Annotated in this window: 19 protein-coding genes; 5 read left to right on the top strand and 14 right to left on the bottom strand. The window is 42.5% G+C overall.

The features are described 5' to 3' along the window. Position 1 precedes the first annotated feature (1 nt). The 3 genes from sufC to F3741_03495 all read right to left on the bottom strand — a co-directional run bounded on the left by sufC (position 2) and on the right by F3741_03495 (position 3,086). Positions 2-748: a Fe-S cluster assembly ATPase SufC gene (gene sufC / locus F3741_03505; protein MZG29867.1), complete on the bottom strand. Its 747-nt coding sequence runs from the start codon at positions 746-748 to the stop codon at positions 2-4. A 124-nt stretch (positions 749-872) separates the two neighbouring features. Then, positions 873-2,324, bottom strand: a complete 1,452-nt coding sequence (gene sufB / locus F3741_03500) for a Fe-S cluster assembly protein SufB (GenBank protein ID MZG29866.1) — start codon at positions 2,322-2,324, stop codon at positions 873-875. 21 nt (positions 2,325-2,345) lie between these two features. Beyond that, entirely contained in the window at positions 2,346-3,086 is a 741-nt protein-coding gene (locus tag F3741_03495; protein MZG29865.1) for an iron-sulfur cluster assembly scaffold protein SufE, read from the bottom strand. 516 nt (positions 3,087-3,602) lie between these two features. On the opposite strand from F3741_03495, the gene moaA reads away from it, so the two are divergent. The 3 genes from moaA to F3741_03480 all read left to right on the top strand — a co-directional run bounded on the left by moaA (position 3,603) and on the right by F3741_03480 (position 6,229). After that, positions 3,603-4,604 (top strand): GTP 3',8-cyclase MoaA, encoded by a 1,002-nt coding sequence (moaA, locus tag F3741_03490; GenBank protein ID MZG29864.1) that lies wholly within the window; start codon positions 3,603-3,605, stop codon positions 4,602-4,604. Positions 4,605-4,872: 268 nt separating this feature from the next. Then, on the top strand, positions 4,873-5,136 hold the full coding sequence (locus tag F3741_03485) for a hypothetical protein (protein MZG29863.1): 264 nt from the start codon (positions 4,873-4,875) through the stop codon (positions 5,134-5,136). Positions 5,137-5,467: 331 nt separating this feature from the next. Next, entirely contained in the window at positions 5,468-6,229 is a 762-nt protein-coding gene (locus F3741_03480; protein ID MZG29862.1) for a hypothetical protein, read from the top strand. Between the two features lie 228 nt (positions 6,230-6,457). On the opposite strand, the gene F3741_03475 is transcribed toward F3741_03480, so the two are convergent. After that, positions 6,458-6,760 carry a hypothetical protein gene (locus F3741_03475; protein MZG29861.1) on the bottom strand — a complete coding sequence of 101 codons (303 nt, stop codon included), beginning with the start codon at positions 6,758-6,760 and terminating at the stop codon, positions 6,458-6,460. Positions 6,761-7,012: 252 nt separating this feature from the next. On the opposite strand from F3741_03475, the gene F3741_03470 reads away from it, so the two are divergent. Continuing rightward, positions 7,013-8,296: a M18 family aminopeptidase gene (locus tag F3741_03470; protein MZG29860.1), complete on the top strand. Its 1,284-nt coding sequence runs from the start codon at positions 7,013-7,015 to the stop codon at positions 8,294-8,296. Positions 8,297-8,483: 187 nt separating this feature from the next. Here the strand turns inward: F3741_03470 and F3741_03465 are convergent, their stop codons facing one another. The 10 genes from F3741_03465 to F3741_03420 all read right to left on the bottom strand — a co-directional run bounded on the left by F3741_03465 (position 8,484) and on the right by F3741_03420 (position 15,083). Next, complete coding sequence (locus F3741_03465) at positions 8,484-8,759, bottom strand: hypothetical protein (GenBank protein ID MZG29859.1); 276 nt, start codon at positions 8,757-8,759, stop codon at positions 8,484-8,486. A 27-nt stretch (positions 8,760-8,786) separates the two neighbouring features. Continuing rightward, on the bottom strand, positions 8,787-9,350 hold the full coding sequence (locus F3741_03460; protein MZG29858.1) for a tetratricopeptide repeat protein: 564 nt from the start codon (positions 9,348-9,350) through the stop codon (positions 8,787-8,789). Positions 9,351-9,506: 156 nt separating this feature from the next. Next, positions 9,507-10,280, bottom strand: a complete 774-nt coding sequence (locus F3741_03455; GenBank protein MZG29857.1) for an ATP-binding cassette domain-containing protein — start codon at positions 10,278-10,280, stop codon at positions 9,507-9,509. A gap of 14 nt (positions 10,281-10,294) precedes the next feature. Beyond that, complete coding sequence (gene cobC, locus F3741_03450; protein MZG29856.1) at positions 10,295-10,948, bottom strand: alpha-ribazole phosphatase; 654 nt, start codon at positions 10,946-10,948, stop codon at positions 10,295-10,297. A gap of 100 nt (positions 10,949-11,048) precedes the next feature. Continuing rightward, positions 11,049-11,234 carry a hypothetical protein gene (locus F3741_03445; GenBank protein ID MZG29855.1) on the bottom strand — a complete coding sequence of 62 codons (186 nt, stop codon included), beginning with the start codon at positions 11,232-11,234 and terminating at the stop codon, positions 11,049-11,051. 525 nt (positions 11,235-11,759) lie between these two features. Then, positions 11,760-12,473 carry a DUF420 domain-containing protein gene (locus F3741_03440; protein ID MZG29854.1) on the bottom strand — a complete coding sequence of 238 codons (714 nt, stop codon included), beginning with the start codon at positions 12,471-12,473 and terminating at the stop codon, positions 11,760-11,762. A 54-nt stretch (positions 12,474-12,527) separates the two neighbouring features. Continuing rightward, positions 12,528-12,707: a hypothetical protein gene (locus F3741_03435; GenBank protein MZG29853.1), complete on the bottom strand. Its 180-nt coding sequence runs from the start codon at positions 12,705-12,707 to the stop codon at positions 12,528-12,530. A gap of 4 nt (positions 12,708-12,711) precedes the next feature. Then, positions 12,712-13,296 (bottom strand): hypothetical protein, encoded by a 585-nt coding sequence (locus tag F3741_03430; protein MZG29852.1) that lies wholly within the window; start codon positions 13,294-13,296, stop codon positions 12,712-12,714. Positions 13,297-13,440: 144 nt separating this feature from the next. After that, positions 13,441-14,220 carry a hypothetical protein gene (locus F3741_03425; GenBank protein ID MZG29851.1) on the bottom strand — a complete coding sequence of 260 codons (780 nt, stop codon included), beginning with the start codon at positions 14,218-14,220 and terminating at the stop codon, positions 13,441-13,443. Continuing rightward, the gene (locus F3741_03420) at positions 14,217-15,083 is read right to left on the bottom strand and encodes a hypothetical protein (GenBank protein MZG29850.1); all 867 of its coding nucleotides are present in this window, start codon (positions 15,081-15,083) and stop codon (positions 14,217-14,219) included. Before F3741_03420 ends, F3741_03425 begins: the two co-directional genes overlap by 4 nt. A 181-nt stretch (positions 15,084-15,264) precedes the next feature. Here F3741_03420 and F3741_03415 point away from each other — a divergent pair, with 181 nt between their 5' ends. Then, positions 15,265-17,220 carry a 4Fe-4S dicluster domain-containing protein gene (locus F3741_03415; GenBank protein ID MZG29849.1) on the top strand — a complete coding sequence of 652 codons (1,956 nt, stop codon included), beginning with the start codon at positions 15,265-15,267 and terminating at the stop codon, positions 17,218-17,220. Positions 17,221-17,226: the final 6 nt, after the last annotated feature.

Below are 17,226 nucleotides of genomic sequence, written 5' to 3'. Positions count from 1 at the left end.
CTTAATTCGCAGTCGTTACCCAGTCATAGCCCTGGGATTCAAGTTCGAGCGCCAGGTTTTTATCCCCAGACTTGACAATTTTTCCTTTGCTGAGAACATGAACATAATCGGGTTTAATATAGTCCAGCAAGCGCTGGTAATGAGTGATGAGGATGAGCGAATTATTCTCGTTTCTCAGTTTATTAACGCCTTCCGACACAACCCGGAGGGCATCAATATCAAGCCCTGAGTCTGTCTCATCCAGAATGGAAAGTTTGGGTTCGAGAATTGCCATTTGCAATATCTCATTTTTCTTTTTCTCTCCTCCTGAAAACCCGTCGTTGAGGTTTCTCTCCTTATACTTTTTTTCCATACCAAGTAATTTCATTTTTTCAGACAGCAGATCGTCAAAGTCAAGAGGATCAATTTCGTCTTCACCAGCCTTAATTCTTCGGGCATTATGAGCCATACGCAGGAACTCAGCATTATTCACACCTGGCACTTCCACCGGATATTGAAAACCCATAAAAATGCCAGCCAGGGACCTTTCTTCCGCATCCATATCCAGAAGGTTTTCTTCCTCGAAAAGAATCTCTCCGCTCATGGTTTCATAGGATGGGTGACCAGACAGGATTTTAGCCATAGTACTTTTTCCTGAACCATTGGGTCCCATCACAGCGTGGATCTCTCCTTTCTTAATCGAAAGGGAAATGCCTTTTATAATCTCATTCCCATCAAACCCCGCATGCAAATCTTTAATTTCAAGCATTCACTTTTCCTCAATCAATAAAAAAAGCCCTGCAAGTTCCCCGAAAAAAAAGTTGGTGAGAACCAACACAGGAGCTATTTGAATTTTGTCCAAAACCAAAGCTGCTTAACAGCCTCGACAACAATCAACCTACACTGTCTTCAAGTTTGAGCGTCAGCAGTTTTTGAGCTTCAACAGCAAACTCCATTGGCAATTGTTTGAAAACTTCTTTACAGAACCCATTAATAACCGCTTCGATCGCATTTTCCCGGGAAATTCCTCTCGATTCAAAATAGAAGAGCTGGTCTTCGCTTATCTTTGAAGTGGCGGCTTCATGCTCGACCTGAACCGAACTATTGGCGGTTTCAATATAAGGGAAAGTGTGAGCACTGCTTTTATCACCAACCAGCATACTGTCGCACTGGCTGTAGTTTCTTGCATTGGTGGCGTTTTTGCCCACCTTCACCTGACCTCGATAACTGTTACTGGAATAATCAGCAGATATACCTTTTGAAATAATACTCGAACGTGTGTTCTTACCAACATGGATCATCTTTGTACCGGTATCAGCCTGCATATGCCCGTTGGTCAATGCAACCGAGTAAAATTCTCCAGTGGTGTTATCCCCCATAAGAAGACAACTTGGGTATTTCCAGGTGATTGCCGAACCAGTCTCAACCTGGGTCCAAGAAATTTTGGAATTATCACCCTGACATTTGCCCCGCTTGGTAACAAAGTTATATATGCCTCCCTGACCGGTTTCCTTATCTCCGGCATACCAGTTTTGCACGGTGCTGTATTTGATCTCTGCGTTTTCAAGGGTTACCAGTTCAACCACTGCCGCATGCAGCTGGTTGGTGTCAAACTGTGGTGCCGTACATCCTTCCAGATAGGACACATAGCTGTTTTCCGCGCAAATGATCAAAGTTCTCTCAAACTGCCCAGTCTCTTCAGTATTGATACGGAAATAGGTGGATATCTCCATAGGGCTGATCGTGTCCGGTGGAATGTAGACAAATGAACCATCCGTAAACACCGCGCTGTTCAGTGCGGCATAATAATTATCACCTACAGGAACCACGGTACCGAGATACTCTTCTACCAGCTCAGGATATTCCTGCAAGGCTTCAGAGATTGAACAGAAGATGATACCCACTTCCATGAGTTTTTTCTTATGGGTGGTGGCCACACTGACACTGTCGAACACTGCATCCACCGCTACATTTGCCAGCTTCTTTTGCTCATCCAGAGGAATACCCAGTTTTTCGAAAGTACGCAGGACTTCCGGGTCCACTTCATCGAGACTTTCCAGCTGCTTCTTTTTCTTTGGAGCAGAGTAATAGGAAATATCCTGGAAATCGATGGGTGGATAATGCACATTCGGCCACTCTGGCTCTTTCATGGTTTTCCACTTTTCAAATGCCTTCAACCTGAAGTCGAGCATAAACTGTGGCTCTTTCTTCTTTTTAGAGATGGCACGAACAACATCCTCGTTCAACCCTTTTGCAAAGGTTTCCGATTCAACATCTGTGGTGAACCCGTATTTATAGGCATTGTCTTCTAAAATATCTGAAACGGAGTTTTGCTCTTCACTCATCTTTTATCTCCGGGTAACAAGTTACATCTGTGGAACAACATTTATTTCGTTGTAGATATGTTTTCTCAGGGTTGACTCCATAAATGACAAGGTAGCTCCCATAGAGGAGCCGCAACTGCCACATGCACCCTGGTATTGAATTAAAATTTTCTCACCATCTGTTATATCCAGGACTTGAACATTACCCCCGTCATTCATTAGGGCCGGGCGGATGTGTTCATCCAGGACAATTTCTACCTGTTCTTTTTGCTCCTCTTTTGACAATCCCAGCCACGCCTGGGCCATCATGTTCAATTCTGTCGTGGATTGAAAATCTTCCTTATTGATGTTAGCACTGGCAACAGCCACCCCTTTTGCCGAAGGGTACTGCTCTTTCGCCATTTTCAATAATTCTTCAATGGTATCAAAAGCCTTCATCTTGGATTCGGGAATAGAAGGCACATCCGGCTCATCACGAAGCCGTGCTTCCACATCGGTTTTCAAAAGTGAACAGGCTTCATCCACGGTCAACCCTTCCACCATTGTGCAAAGCGTTTCTCCTATCACCAGAGAGACCTTTCCTCCATAAGCAAAAAAACGTGCGCTGAAAATACGGTCTTCCTTAACATCCACCAGCCAGTATATTTTTGTGTCTTTAAACTTGGCTTCAAGAAGTGCCAAGCCTTTTTCACTGGCATCTTCCTGGTAATAAGCACCCCTGTGCTTGATTCCAGCCGCGGTTTCCTCAAATTTAGCGGAGAAATTTTCTTCAGCGACAGACACTATTAAATCCTTAAATATTAAAGCTTTACCTGTTTATACACCTTAGGTTGGCCATAAAGCGGCTCAAACTGATTACATTGATACAATTATATATCAAGTATGGCCTTAGCCACAATTTTAAGATGCATTTAGACCGCTAAAGTTCTTTAATTTTCGACATTTTCCACTCGGCGTGGGCCATCAACATTACGCTGGCGAACGTAATGACCGAGCTGAACCAAAAGTTTTATCGGTTTGATGGGTTAAACCTATCTACCTGACCTATTATGAGGTCGGCGAACCGTCTGGTGAAGATTATCTAAAACTTCAACTATATATTGACTCGGCTCAACCAGCATTTTCCCAATCTCATTTTCTTCCTGCAAAGGGTTAAAAACTAATCCTATACATATTCGGAGGAAAAAAGCTATAATTTAGATACACTTTAATCGGGATTCATTTACCGATTCCTTATGAATTGAAAAAAATATTGGAAATTGGGCGCGACAAGCGTCTACAAGACATAGAGGTTTATCAATGACCAGCACATCACCAGAACTTGTCGATGGTATGGGACGAAAAATTGTCAACCTGCGGATATCCGTCACCGATCGCTGTAATTTTAGATGCACCTATTGCATGCCGGCAGATAACGTAGAGTTCATGGATCGAAGCAACCTTCTGACGTTTGAAGAAATTCATCGTGTAGTGACAATTGCATCCAGTTTGGGAATAAACCGTATACGCCTGACGGGTGGCGAACCCCTGATGAGGAAAGACCTGCCAACTTTGATCAAAATGATTCATGGGGTGGAAGGCATCAACGATGTAGCCCTGACTACAAACGCGTTTTTTCTCAAAGACCAAGCTCAAAGTTTGAATGATGCAGGACTTCAACGGCTGAACGTCAGCCTCGATGCCCTGGATCCAGAAAAGTTTCGTGATGTCAATCGCAGGGACTGTCTGCAATCGGTTCTTGATGGTTTGGACATGGCCCGCAAGGTTGGGTTCAAATCAATCAAGATTAACGCTGTTGCAGTACGCAACTTCTCTGAAACCGAAATCATGAGCCTGATCGACTATGGTCGTTCCGACGGGTTTGAAGTCCGGTTCATCGAGTTCATGCCCCTGGACTCTGATAAAGTCTGGGAACGCGACAAAGTTTTGTTTGGGCATGAGATTGTTGATCTCATTAAAGAAAAATATGAACTGCTACCCGTTGACAATTCACTTGAAATAGGACCAGCAAGCGAATACACCTTTGCTGATGGCAAAGGGAAAATTGGCATCATTACAGCAGTGAGTAACCCTTTCTGCGATCATTGCAACCGCATTCGCATGACTGCCGACGGCAAACTTAGGACATGCCTTTTCTCAACTGATGAAACCAACCTGAAAGAAATGATCCGGTCTGGCAAAAGCGATTCAGCCATTGCAGAAACCATCCGGCAAGCAGTTCTGGTAAAAGAACCCGGCCACAAAATTAATCTTAATGACTTTGAACGTCCCAACCGTGCTATGCATGCAATTGGGGGATAACTTAATTTACCTATAAACAAGGAGAGTTTTTACTTCAGTACTATTTTTTGTATGGCTGAATTGCCTGTTTTCCAACTAAAATAATAAAACAAACTATTTAAAACAGTTTGAAAGCCCAAGCGACTCGTTTTAAAACATTAGGCATTCTTTTAGTTTTAAATTAAGCGTAACCAATTAAGCAATTTTAAAGAAAGTGCATGGGAAATAACTTTTTTCTTTTACTGCAGTAAGTGTAGTATACTTAATTGGATTTTTAGGGAGAGAAAATGTGGATAAACTAACCAATGTGTTAGATGTTACAAATTCGAAGCAAACAGACATAACCAAACTATCAGTTGAAACAACAGGGATTAAATCGAAAAATTTACAATCGCTCGAAGAAAACAAAGCAGAAGTTCGCGAAATGGGTGCTAAGAGGTACCCTTTTAAGTTAGAAGGCATTGGTTCTAAACCAATCAACACAGAAGATTCTGTGAATATAGTTGTCCCACCAGAGATAGGCAAAGGAAGTTTAATTAAAAACATGGTTTAAGCTTTTTTCCCCATTCCCAGCTTTTTAATTGCCTTGTAGTATTTCTAATGAAAGAATTGATTAAATAGTTTTTATTTATAAATATTCGCTGTTTCAGTCTTATATCCCTAACAAAGCTAGCTCACCAGTCTATTACGTTAATTAGAAATAAACCTCAATCTGAGTAATGGCAGAAAAAAGATCACCCAAATTTAAACGCTAATGACCCAACAAGAAACTACTATAATAAAATCTCTCCCCTACTAGAAGGAAAACTTTTTCCTTCTACGCAACAAATTACAAACATCAAATAAACCCACTCTTTTATAAAAAATTGAAAACAATTCCACTCATGACTACCGATGAAAATAAAAACATATATTTCCTATTCAGATTTTTAACTCTTCCTCCATTAGCAAGTCTTTTTACATATATTTGCATAGAATATAATTTTATTTTTAACCTTAGCAGTGTAGATTTGATTTTTTTTGGGGGTTTATTTTTCGTTTTTGCAATAAGCATAAGCACTGCCAATACAAGACGTTTTCAAGCTATTGAAGAACTGGCTAATTTATGGGCATTAGCAATGAGTTTTTTGCAAACAGGCAAGAGGCATTTAACTGAAAACGAAAAAGAACTATTACAGATTGAATTAAGAGGGTTTTTTGAAAAATTAAGATTTCTTTTTCATATTGATGTGGTTGGCGAAGAGGCTGAAAAAAAACTTTCTGATATAGATATTTTCTTTAACCGAATTAGCTTAACTATTGAGAAATTTCGAGAAAAACCGAAAATAAGCGACCCAGAACTCTCATGCCTATTAGGTTGGTATGAAAAAATGTATTCAAGTTTTGAAAAATTATTAGCAATAAAAGAAGCCCGCACCCCAAAAACTTTGAGAGTATTTCTAGACTGGGCCCTGGTAATAGGGGTTTTAATATTAACACCAAAGTTTGCAGAATTTGGGCTTTATGGTATTTTCACATCATTCTTAATTATGTCCTTCCTCATTATATTGATCAAGGTTCAAAAAGTACTTGAATACCCATTTGGGAAAAATATGGATCATATTGATTTACGAATGAGAAATAGAGCAAACAAAAGAATAGTTTAAGCACATTGTTTGAACAGCCGCTGCATAAATCTCAGTTCTACATATCTACAGTAAAAATTCAATAATATTTTCAAAGCGAACATTAGCTAGGCCTTAACCTGATATTAATTTATTGCAAGAATATAGGAGAGAGTAAACAAGAAAAGTTTAAAAAACTATTAAAAATTTATGTGACTGAGAGCACTTCACTAAATTTGAGCCTAGGCATTAGGCAGTTTAATTAATGCACTATTTCCCACTTGCCAAAGAACCTGGTTTATTGCGAAGCAAAACCCATTCGTTAAGTTTCCTTACTTCGAAAGGCTTTAAAGTTTCAAGAAGGGACTTGGGGTTTGAGTGATCTTCATCATTCACGACGAAACAATAGTTTCTTTCTATATAAGCCGCGACATGAGCCTTGAACTGTGGAAATTGCAAAAACATTTCACAAAAAATGTCATCGTGGTATTCTTGTTTTGATTTTTTAGGGTCATACCTATAAAACTTAATATCTAACTTCTTTTTAAAGTCCGCTTTTATTAAAAGGCCCATGGTACAACTCCTTCAAAAATTTACTTTATTTTACAGGAATCCAGATTGGTGCCAAGTTCAAAGAAACTTTTAAAGAAAAAATTCGGAAACCCATTTTTAGTGATGAGTAACAGCATTTTTATCTACAAATAGTTAGCCTTTGGCCTCAAACTGGCACACACATAACTTGTTATGGTTCAAGACAGCTTTAAGTTGAACCAGCGTTAAACCCGTTGCAACCGGTGCTTTTAAAGATATTTGGAGACTCTTTTCATGAATCAGCAAACCAGAACTAACCGAATTCAAAACATGCTGGATTTTATTAACCGGTCTCCCACTCCCTTTCATGCAGTAGAAGAAATGTCCAACACTCTTGCTGAAAAAGGGTTTAACAAGCTTAAAGAAGAGGATGCCTGGGAACTTGAAACCAATGGCAGGTATTTTCTCACTCGTAATGATTCATCGCTGATAGCTTTTGTCGTGGGACCTAAACCTTCCTTTAAAATTATTGGCGCCCACACAGATAGTCCCAACCTTAGGCTTAAACCTAACGCAGGATATGATAAAAACGGATATTTGCAACTGGGTGTAGAAGTTTATGGAGGAGTACTCCTGTCCACCTGGACAGATCGGGATCTATCTCTGGCAGGGCGTGTGATATTAGCTGGAAAGAAAAAGCCTCTTTCAAAACTGATTCGCTTCGAGCAGGCTTTACTAAGAATACCTCAACTGGCCATTCACCTGAATCGCGACGTCAATAAAAAAGGACTGGTTCTCAATGAGCAGAACCATTTGCCACCCATTTTCTCAATACAAAAAAAATCCTCGGCTGATGAGGCTCTAAAAAAACTGGTTGCTCGTGAACTGAGGTGCAAACCGGCAGACATCGTGGGCATGGAGTTGTCCCTGTATGATACACAAACAGGAACATTGGCTGGTGCTGAACAAGAGTTCATCTTTTCCGGCCGGCTTGATAACCTTGCCAGTTGCCATGCGGCGATGCACGCATTGATGGAAACCACGAAGAAAGATCCCGCCACAAGGGTCATAGCATTCTATGACCATGAAGAAATCGGTAGCGAAACTGCACAAGGAGCCGGTTCTCCTTTCCTGAAAGATGTTTTGGAGCGAATAACAATGAGTGAAAACAGGGAAGGGTTTCTGAGGGCCATGGCCCGTTCGTTTTTCATCTCTGCGGATATGGCCCATGCTATCCACCCCAATTATTCGGACAGACATGACACTCAACATATGCCAATCATCAACAGCGGTCCCGTGATAAAAAGTAACGCGAATCAACGGTATGCCACTGATGCGGTATCCAGCGCATGGTTTGAGTCGTTATGCAAAAAAGCAGGAGTGCCTGTGCAGAAGTTTGTGGTGCGGTCTGACCTGGGTTGCGGAAGCACTATCGGCCCCATCACAGCTGCCAATCTCGGTATCCGCACTGTCGATGTGGGCAACCCGATGCTCTCCATGCACTCGATTCGTGAAATGGCGGGAGCAAAAGATCATGAATTATTGATCCACGCATTCAAAGAATTCTTCCGCCACTAGGCGCGGGGCCAGCAAGCAATTGCGCTTTGAACCAAGAACGCTTTTGCCCGCAAATATAAAGACATTGTAATTTGCCAGCGGAGGTTCTCCGCCACTAGGCGTGGGGCCAATATGCAATGCTCCGTTAAACCGGGACAACTTTTTGCATGCAAGCAAAAACCCTGGCCTTAGCCACTGCGGCTAGCGGTTAGTTAGCCTGAACTTTGCGGATGGTTTCCATCACTTTGGGTTTTACGGTGGCCCACCGGATATCCGTATCTTTTGTGACCATGATTTCCTTTCCGGTAATCCAGGCACTGTTCACCCCGGATATGGACATCAAAGCTTGTGCCATAGGGTGAAGGTCTGACGTCTCTGGTTCAGAAAAAGGCAGGCTTTTACCATAAGGCAGTAACTCCTGATCCAGCTTGAAAGTGATGGTGTTTTCATTGCGTGTGGGTATGACAGTAATGCTCTTGCTCATAAAATCCTCTTAAAAAAATAATTACGCTTATTGGATCAGCGAGACCCCGAATTTATTCCGGGCCTCATCAAGAATCTTTTGTGTCGCCTCAGCGGCCCGCAACTGGTTTTGTTCCCTAAATAACTCGACAGCACGCGACAAATTGAGAATAACGACTTTCTTGAAAGGCGGTCCTGCTTTATAGTTGTAATAGGCCCAACCTAGGTTTCCGTGTGCTTGGGCATCTCCTTGTCTGCGGTGTACAACTATATTGAGCTGCCCTATTGCGTCTTTCCAACGTTCCTGAAGGTTATAAACATTACCCAGAGTTACCCGTGTATCCATATTGACCGGTTCTAACTCCACAGACTTTTCTAATGAAGTCGCCGCATTATCCAATTGCTTCAGGTTCTTATATGCGATTCCCAGATTATAATGCGCGACCGGAGACAGCGGATTACCGGCAATGGATTTTTCATAGGCCTCTACTGCCTTTTCAAATCTTCCTTCGGCACTATACCGGTTGCCCTCCTGAAACCATTGTTCGGGGCTAAGCCCCCAAACTATGGAAGCTTGCAACAAAAACAGAGTTAGAAAAAGACTCGACCTCATGGGTAAATACCTCGACTGGTGAAAGTAGCAAAATTCTACCCTGTCCAAAATCAAATATCAACTGCTGGACCAGGGCCAGTTAGCGGCAAGTAAAAATTTTATAGCTAACATAGTTTTGTCTTGGATCAAGTGAATCTATGCCTATTGCCTCCCTCGCTAAATGGTGAGCCAGAATCGGTCGGATTTTTTTTCTACCGTCAAAGAACATTCCAGGACACGGGAAAGCATTTCGGATTTCATCATTTCCTCTTTTTTACCCTGCGCCATAATTTGACCGTCTTTCAAGAAAAGCACATGGGTGATACAAGGCATGATCTCTTCAATCCTGTGAGTCACATAGATCATGCGCGTCCCTTTTTTAGAGAGTTTTTCCAGTGTGGTCAGGAAACATTCACGTGTAGGAATATCCAGACCCGCGCAGGGTTCATCCAGAATCAGCAGTTTCGTACGGTGAACCATAGCCCGGGCCAGTAAAACCCTTCTGGCTTCTCCATATGACATTTGTCGAAAGGGAGTTTCGCTCAAAGCGCTGATTCCAAGATGCTCCATGGCATTGAGGGCAGATTTTTTCTGTTCATGGGAGACAGCCTCATGCAAACCGATCGATGAAAAAAAACCCGAGGCCACTACTTCCCAACCTGCAGCGGGGCGGTCGTAATTATTCTGGTATTCAGCAGATACGTAACCCAGGTTTTCTCGAACTTCCAGAAGGGGTGTGTGCTCACGTTTTCCAAACCAGTGGACCTGGCCACCGTAAACAGGAATGATTTCACCGAACACCAGTTTCATGAGAGTGGTTTTGCCGGAACCATTAATACCCACTACAGCCCAGCTTTCTCCTTCGTTCATGGACCAGTTTAAAGACTTGAGAACCCGGTTTTCGCCAACATACACATCGGCATTTTTGATCTGAACCAGAAAACTCCCCATACAAGGAGCCCTTTCTATTGGATGGCTATTTTTTTATCCTGAGCCTCGGGTTTGCTGTTTGTAGCCCCGCCAAGCAGTTCCACAACCGGCTCATCTCCATAATACTGGATGATATTGAGCGCCGCGTATTCCTGTTTCACCCTGAATATTCTTTTTATAGGCACTTCAAGCAGATGGGAAAGAATAACCCGGTTCACTCCTCCGTGGCAAACCATGGCAATTTGTTCATTGGGGTGCCTGGCGATAATTTCTTCAAACCGGGGAACAACCCTCTGCTGGAGTTGTTCAAAGGTCTCCCCTCCTTTTACTTTGAAATTCTCAATATCCTTCATTCGTTCACCAAGTTGATTGGGATATTTTTCCTCAACCTCAGAAATGCTCAATCCCTCCCACTCACCGAAACAAAGTTCCCTTAGCTCAGAGTATGCCACTGGTTCGAGATTATGCGGCTTGGTTAGTAATTGAGCGCTTTCCCTTGTTCGCTTGAGGTCACTGGAGTAGACAGCTTTGAATGGTTCTTCCTTTAAAAGCTGGGCCCATTCCTTAAACTGATCTTCACCTTTTGAAGAAAGACCCACGTCGAAATGGCCATTGAAACAAACTTCTTTTGAATTTGCGGTTTCGCCATGTCGGAACAGGTAGACTCGGCAGGAAGGTTCTTCATTCATAATTCATAATTATTCAAGAGTTGCGAGGCTATAATTTGGCAAAAAAAATGGCAAGCCACTAGGGCCTGCCATTTTTCTTCTTAATATCTATTACTCAGACTTAGTGACCGCCACCGCCGCCGCCGCCTGAACTCCACAAATAGAAGAAATCAAGTCCCTGAACCTTCATCAACCCAACGTTGATCAGGAAATAATAACCAGCCATGCAGGCCAGAGCAATGAAAAACCATATTATGGATTTTGCAGTAATAAACTTTTTTTGTTCATCAGCAGATAAATCGTTCATATTTCCTTAAACTCCCCCAAAAAAATTAAATATTGGATTCCTATTTCCAACCGATTACCGCCAAACGGACGCAAACCAATAGAAGAACCATAAAGAGAAAATAACGGTTCCAATATAAATCAGGGGTCCTGCTTTTTCCTTAATCTTTTCTATATCCATTGTTTGCTCCGGAAAAATTAAATTAATTTTTTATTCAAAAAGTTTATTCTTGACAGTTTTAAAATCTGAATGATAGGGTATATTTCTTTTATTTCAAAGAAAAAAACTATCTTTTAGAGGATTATTATGGCTAGCAAAGACGGGAAAATTTTCGACACCATCGTTTACATCGGCCTCGGTGTTAACGGACTGACAGCCTTATACCTCCTTCTTATGTACTTCGAAGTCATTTAATTGCGCAAAATTTATCAGGTAAATCATGGGGTGTCAAGGGTAAAACCCCTATATTTTATAGATTTCCCAGATTCAGGCAGACATTTTTTCCGTTTAAACCAAACTCTTATATATCCTCCCCCCTCAGTTTCTTCAATGTTTGAGGGGATATATGAAATATAGCATGAGATAGGTGGCGGTACTGGTTACCAGAATCAGGGCATAAATGACCATGGTGGCACGCCCCAAAACCCGATGCCGTCTCGCTCCATCTGGCAGCAATTTCTCGATTAATTTCTCAATACTCGCAACCAGGGCAACGGTCAAAAAAATCAATCCATACGCTACACTGGCCCCAAACGGGTTCTCCCTGGTTATCAAGAGTAAGGTCTGAACCAGAGCCCAACAACCTAAAATGGTGAATAATACAATCTTAAATGTCCGGGGTTTCATTTTTAAATCCCCGGATTTCAGGTGATAGTCAACGCCTGTCTTCTCACTGGCACGAAACCCTTGCGAAATCATATAAAAGGCGAGAATCATCCCCAAGGTAACGAGAATAAGGTGGGTGGTTAAAACCGGGACAAATATGTTCTCATAGACATCATCTGGGCCGCCAAAACCCTCCCGTCCCTCAAATGAGAGAACGCCCAGGCTTCTGGCGTAATAGTAGGCAACGAAATAAACTATCATCGCCACCATGGAGACCAAAATAAGCTTATGGTGCCGGGTTCCCTCTGCTTTTTTGGCCATCCTCCAGGCCACAAGAAACAGGATTGTAAAAATCAGAGCTAACAGGTAACTAATATCTGCCCCTATCGTTCCCGAAGGAGCCAGAAAACCAGGTTGTTCTAGAATCGTTTTCACAGGAGCTATATATGCTTAAGGGGAGACTACTTTACTATTGGAAGGAAAGGCATATCATCCTTCCTGTTTGCCTAACAACCAGGTACCACCATAAAATTCTGAAGCACCGATCAACGACCACATCAAAAGAGGCTCCATGCTCATCTGAGAAAAAAACATGAGAACCACTGCTGTGATGGTGGCAAGACCTATCAACTGCAGAGCCCTGCCTAGATAGTATTTGATGGGACTCATCGACTCAGCCCTTCAATGAGGACTTTACTTTTTTATTTACATCCATCAGTTCGATCAAGCTTTCTTTACTCAATTGTTGCATGGTTTCACTGACCACACCTAAAACAACCTTGCCAGCTTTTGTAAAAGCACTGGGAGAATCAGGTATAGATGGGTCTGCATGGCCACTCATAGCTTTTTCGTATCGTTTCGACACGACCGTATTATCGAACAAATCATCCAGGGCATATCGATATTGAAGCTTTACATAGTCCCGCTTTTTTTCAGTTTCTTTTTTTGAATCCCAGACAATATTCTCCCTTTCGATAGATACTGGTTTGTTCTTGCTTTTTTCCAGGATTTTTTTCATCTGATCAAAATAGGATTGCATTTCCTTGGGAGATTTTAGTTCATCCTCCGGAATTTTTGAGCTGATCTCAAATTCGATAGCATTGCTTTTAAGGGCAGGTCGGCTGATTTCATAAGTGATATTATTATGGTTAAATCTGCGTCCTTTTTTCGCGGTATAACTGGACTGCATTTCTTCAACCAGGGCAGTCAGGCCCTCAGCAGCAAATTGATTGAATAATAAACCTTTTAAAGTCGGCATCCATTTTCTCCAAATCCATTTTTTTTATCAAAGTCTAATTGTTCTATAAAATTCTTTCTACCCAAATAACACGCAAAGTATATTTTTAGCAGAAAAAACCGTGTTTGGGAAGAGCGGTATCAATAACTAAAAAATTGCAGTTATCTAGAAGGTGTTATTAGTTTCCGGCACAGAGGACGTTGCTACCAAACTACCACCTTTCCTTAAAAAGCTATTTGAACCGTTATCCTGGTAAACATAACGTATTTTTACACACCCAGCCTCTTTATTATCGCAATAGAAGCTCAAAAACTGGAACTTGGCAAATTTTCCATCCGCCGTCCTTACTGCATAGCTGTTCTTTTTAGCTGTCAACTTGTGGGTGAAATAATTGTAATTGTACCATTTTTCCAGAACCGGATTTTCAGTCTCGGTATCTGCTGCCACATCCTTGATATAGTTATCCAGAGGGACCTCGGCGATTCCATCAAATTCAACTTCTCCCAGATCAATGAGTCCGGCTTTTCCCAACTTGCTGGAAGCGCCACCATTAGAGATCACCTTACCCCGTCGGAATGCCAGGTCCCATTCCAGTGATGACGTATCCAGGATCCGGACAGGCTTTCCGCTGGAAAAATCAAAATACACATAATCTTTTTCGGAAGACGCGTTGATCGTGGTCACCTGGGTTGATAACAAGTTGGTGGGTTTCGGGGCAGGTTCAATTTTTTCCTCAGGTTTTTTAGCAATGGTACCTTCTTCGGGAAGGTTAACACTGGGAGAATCTAGGAAATCGCCCACCTGCTCCAACTTTGAAGGTAACCAGAAAATTCCAATTAAAAGCAAGGAAACACAGAGATTGAGCAGAAAAAGATTGCGCCAGAGCTTCTTTTTCTTATCTATCCCGGGATCATGTTGCGTGGTTCCACTAAACGGATCATTCATTGAACTGGATGTTTTATATTGTTTACGGGTCTATCTCTAAATTCTTTCAACACATATTTCATAGCTGAGCGGGTGAAGTCTTCCTTATTTTGCCATCTCCCTTTATGTTGGCCGAAGTGTTGAAATCCCGGCCGCTGCCGCCCTACAAAACGGGCACCCCATAGAACCTCGCGGGTTCGGGGATCCACCAAAAATGCAGTAAATTCCAAGCCGCTAGCTATACTTTTCTTAATTTTCCCAGATCGGTCTATATATTTGTCAGTATATTTTGAAACAGCCCCAACCATCACAGCATCAACTTTATCCGCCGAAACCAAGGGTGTTGCCTCATCACCATCTGTCATGTTTTGACCTGATGAAGAACCCGGAGACTTGACAATTTTAAGTCGTGCATCTTCCATTAGCTGAGGCGGAATGATGTTTGAGTAGCTTTTGTTGTTTTTCAATTCATGATATAGCTGCCTGGAAACAATATTCCCCGCAGCCCTGTCTTCAAAAGGGGCAAAGGTTTTATTCTCAAAGCCCAACACCCCTATCCTTTGGAGGCGATTAAACTTATCAGAGTTAAACACCTTGCTTTGAACCTGGTCCACCGGCTCAACTCTCAGCAACTGAGTATAAATATCCCGTTTAACCTGGGATGGTAATGGGTGAGGCTCGTTTATACCATCAGTTAGATTAGGATGCAGATCCTTATATACCGGGGGTGTCCCTTGCCATTCAGGGTAAACCCCAGGGTGGTTCCCTGCCTGATTTCTATCAAGTTCATCCTGAATAGGAACTGCAATCACAGTGATCGGAAACAAGACTCCCATAGCCAAAGATAGCAGAACCCTATAACCCATAAGTTTCAGCAAGATCAAAAACCTCCCAAATAAGTTAGGAATAAGAGATAATGCCCTACTTTATAATTATATATTACCAACGCTACGAATAAAATAGCAATTAGCACATAAAAACAATAATCTAACATCTGGCACGAAGCCGTGAGATTTAAAAATACCTTGTAGATAAACATTTTACAATTATAGAAATATACCGTTTATGGATAAACATATTAACCGTGCGTTTGAATGGGTTCCCCCACATCTGCAACCCTGGTTGCTGCTTGTTTTAATAATTTTTTCATTGACTGTGTTCGTCTTGAGTGCATGGCCAAAACTGAGCCTCATGCTGAACGCAGAGAAAGAAAACCGTACAGATCAACCTATAAAACGATTTTTCAAAACTCTTAAAATTGCATTTGGGCAATCCCGACTCTTTAAAGAAGCTAAAGCTGGCTGGATGCACGCCCTGATTTTCTGGGGATTCCTGATTCTTCTTCTACGTGCTGGAGAATTCTTTTTCATAGGCTTTTTCCCAAATATTGAGTCACACTTTTCTTTCACGGCCCCCTTCGTTCTTCCCTATTTATGGGTTAAGGACTTAGCCGTTCTCATGATCACAATTGGAGTTTTATATGCCTTATACCGCAGGCTGGTGATTAAACCTGACCGGCTTACCCTGTCCACAGAAGGACTGGTTATTCTTGGCCTGATATTAGCCATTCTGGCAAGCGATGTTTTGTTCGACTCTGCCTTTCTGGTGCTTAACCCGGACATTGAACAATCAGGCCCTCTGGCAGCAATTTTCGCTCCAATGATTGGTTTGGCTGGAAAAGATATGGTCGGACACCTCCATAGCCTGGCTTACTGGACGCACGTTTCTGTCATTCTGTTTTTCATAACGCTCCTCCCGCGAAGCAAGCACTTTCATATACTAACCGCCATTCCAAATGTTTTTCTGTCCAATTTAAAATCAGGAAACGGTTTGCGACGGATCGATTTTGAGGATGAAACAAAAGAAACCTTTGGCGTTACAGAAACAGGCAGTTTTACCTGGAAGCAAATGCTGGATCTGCATACTTGCACTCAGTGTGGACGATGCGACAGGGTTTGCCCGGCGCTGGCAACCAACAAACCTCTTTCGCCCCAGCAATTAACCGTGAACCTGAGGGACCATCTTAACAGCTCCCAGGATTCCGATATGACTCTGCTTGGAGATACCATTGAGGACGAGGTGCTATGGTCCTGCACCACATGCGGGGCTTGCGAGTCCGCCTGTCCCGTAACGATAGAATACGTCAATAAAGTGATCGACCTGAGGCGGGGACTTGTGCTGACGGAAGACCGTTACCCCAAAGAATTCGAAACCGCTTTTAAATCATTGGAAACTCAATCCAACCCATGGGGATTTCCTAAAAACTCACGTGCCGACTGGGCCAGGGAATTAGAGATCCCAGTCTGGGACAAAGCCAATCCTACCGAGTTTTTGTATTTCATCGGATGTAACGGATCTTTTGATACGCGAGGAAAACAAGTTTCTGAATCAGTAGTCAAAACTCTGAGGAAAGCTGGAGTCAGCTTTTCCATACTTGGCAACGGTGAAGGATGCACAGGTGACCCCGCAAGGAGGGCCGGAAACGAATACCTGTTCGATATGCTTGCCAGCCAGAACGCAGAAACCTTCAAGCAACAAAACGTGCTGAAAATCATAACGCATTGTCCGCATTGTCTTAATTCACTTAAAAACGAGTATCCTGATTTTGGGGTGAACCTGGAAGTGATTCATCACTCTGAATTACTGGAAAAACTGATCGATGAAGGGAAAATCTCTAAAGAAGGAAATACCGACTCCAATGTAGTGATGCATGACTCCTGCTATCTGGGACGACATAATGGTGTCTACAATGCTCCACGTAATGTGTTGCAAAATGCCCGGGAAGTTGAACAAAGCCGCGAAAACGGAACCTGTTGCGGAGCGGGTGGCGCCCGGTTCCTGCTCGAAGAAAACACCGGCTCCCGTATGAGCCATCATAGACTGGATGAGTTAATGGTCTCCAACCCGGACACCATCGCCGTCTCCTGCCCTTACTGTGTGTTGATGCTTGAAGATGCGGTGAAAGCCAAAGGCCTTGAGGAACAAGTGAAGGTCCGCGACATCGGGGAAATGATCAATTAGATAAAA

It is taken from the genome of Nitrospinota bacterium (genome assembly GCA_009873635.1).
Taxonomy (GTDB): domain Bacteria; phylum Nitrospinota; class Nitrospinia; order Nitrospinales; family VA-1; genus LS-NOB.
Note: the sequence above shows the minus strand (reverse complement) of the source record. Positions and strands in the feature narration are given on the sequence as shown.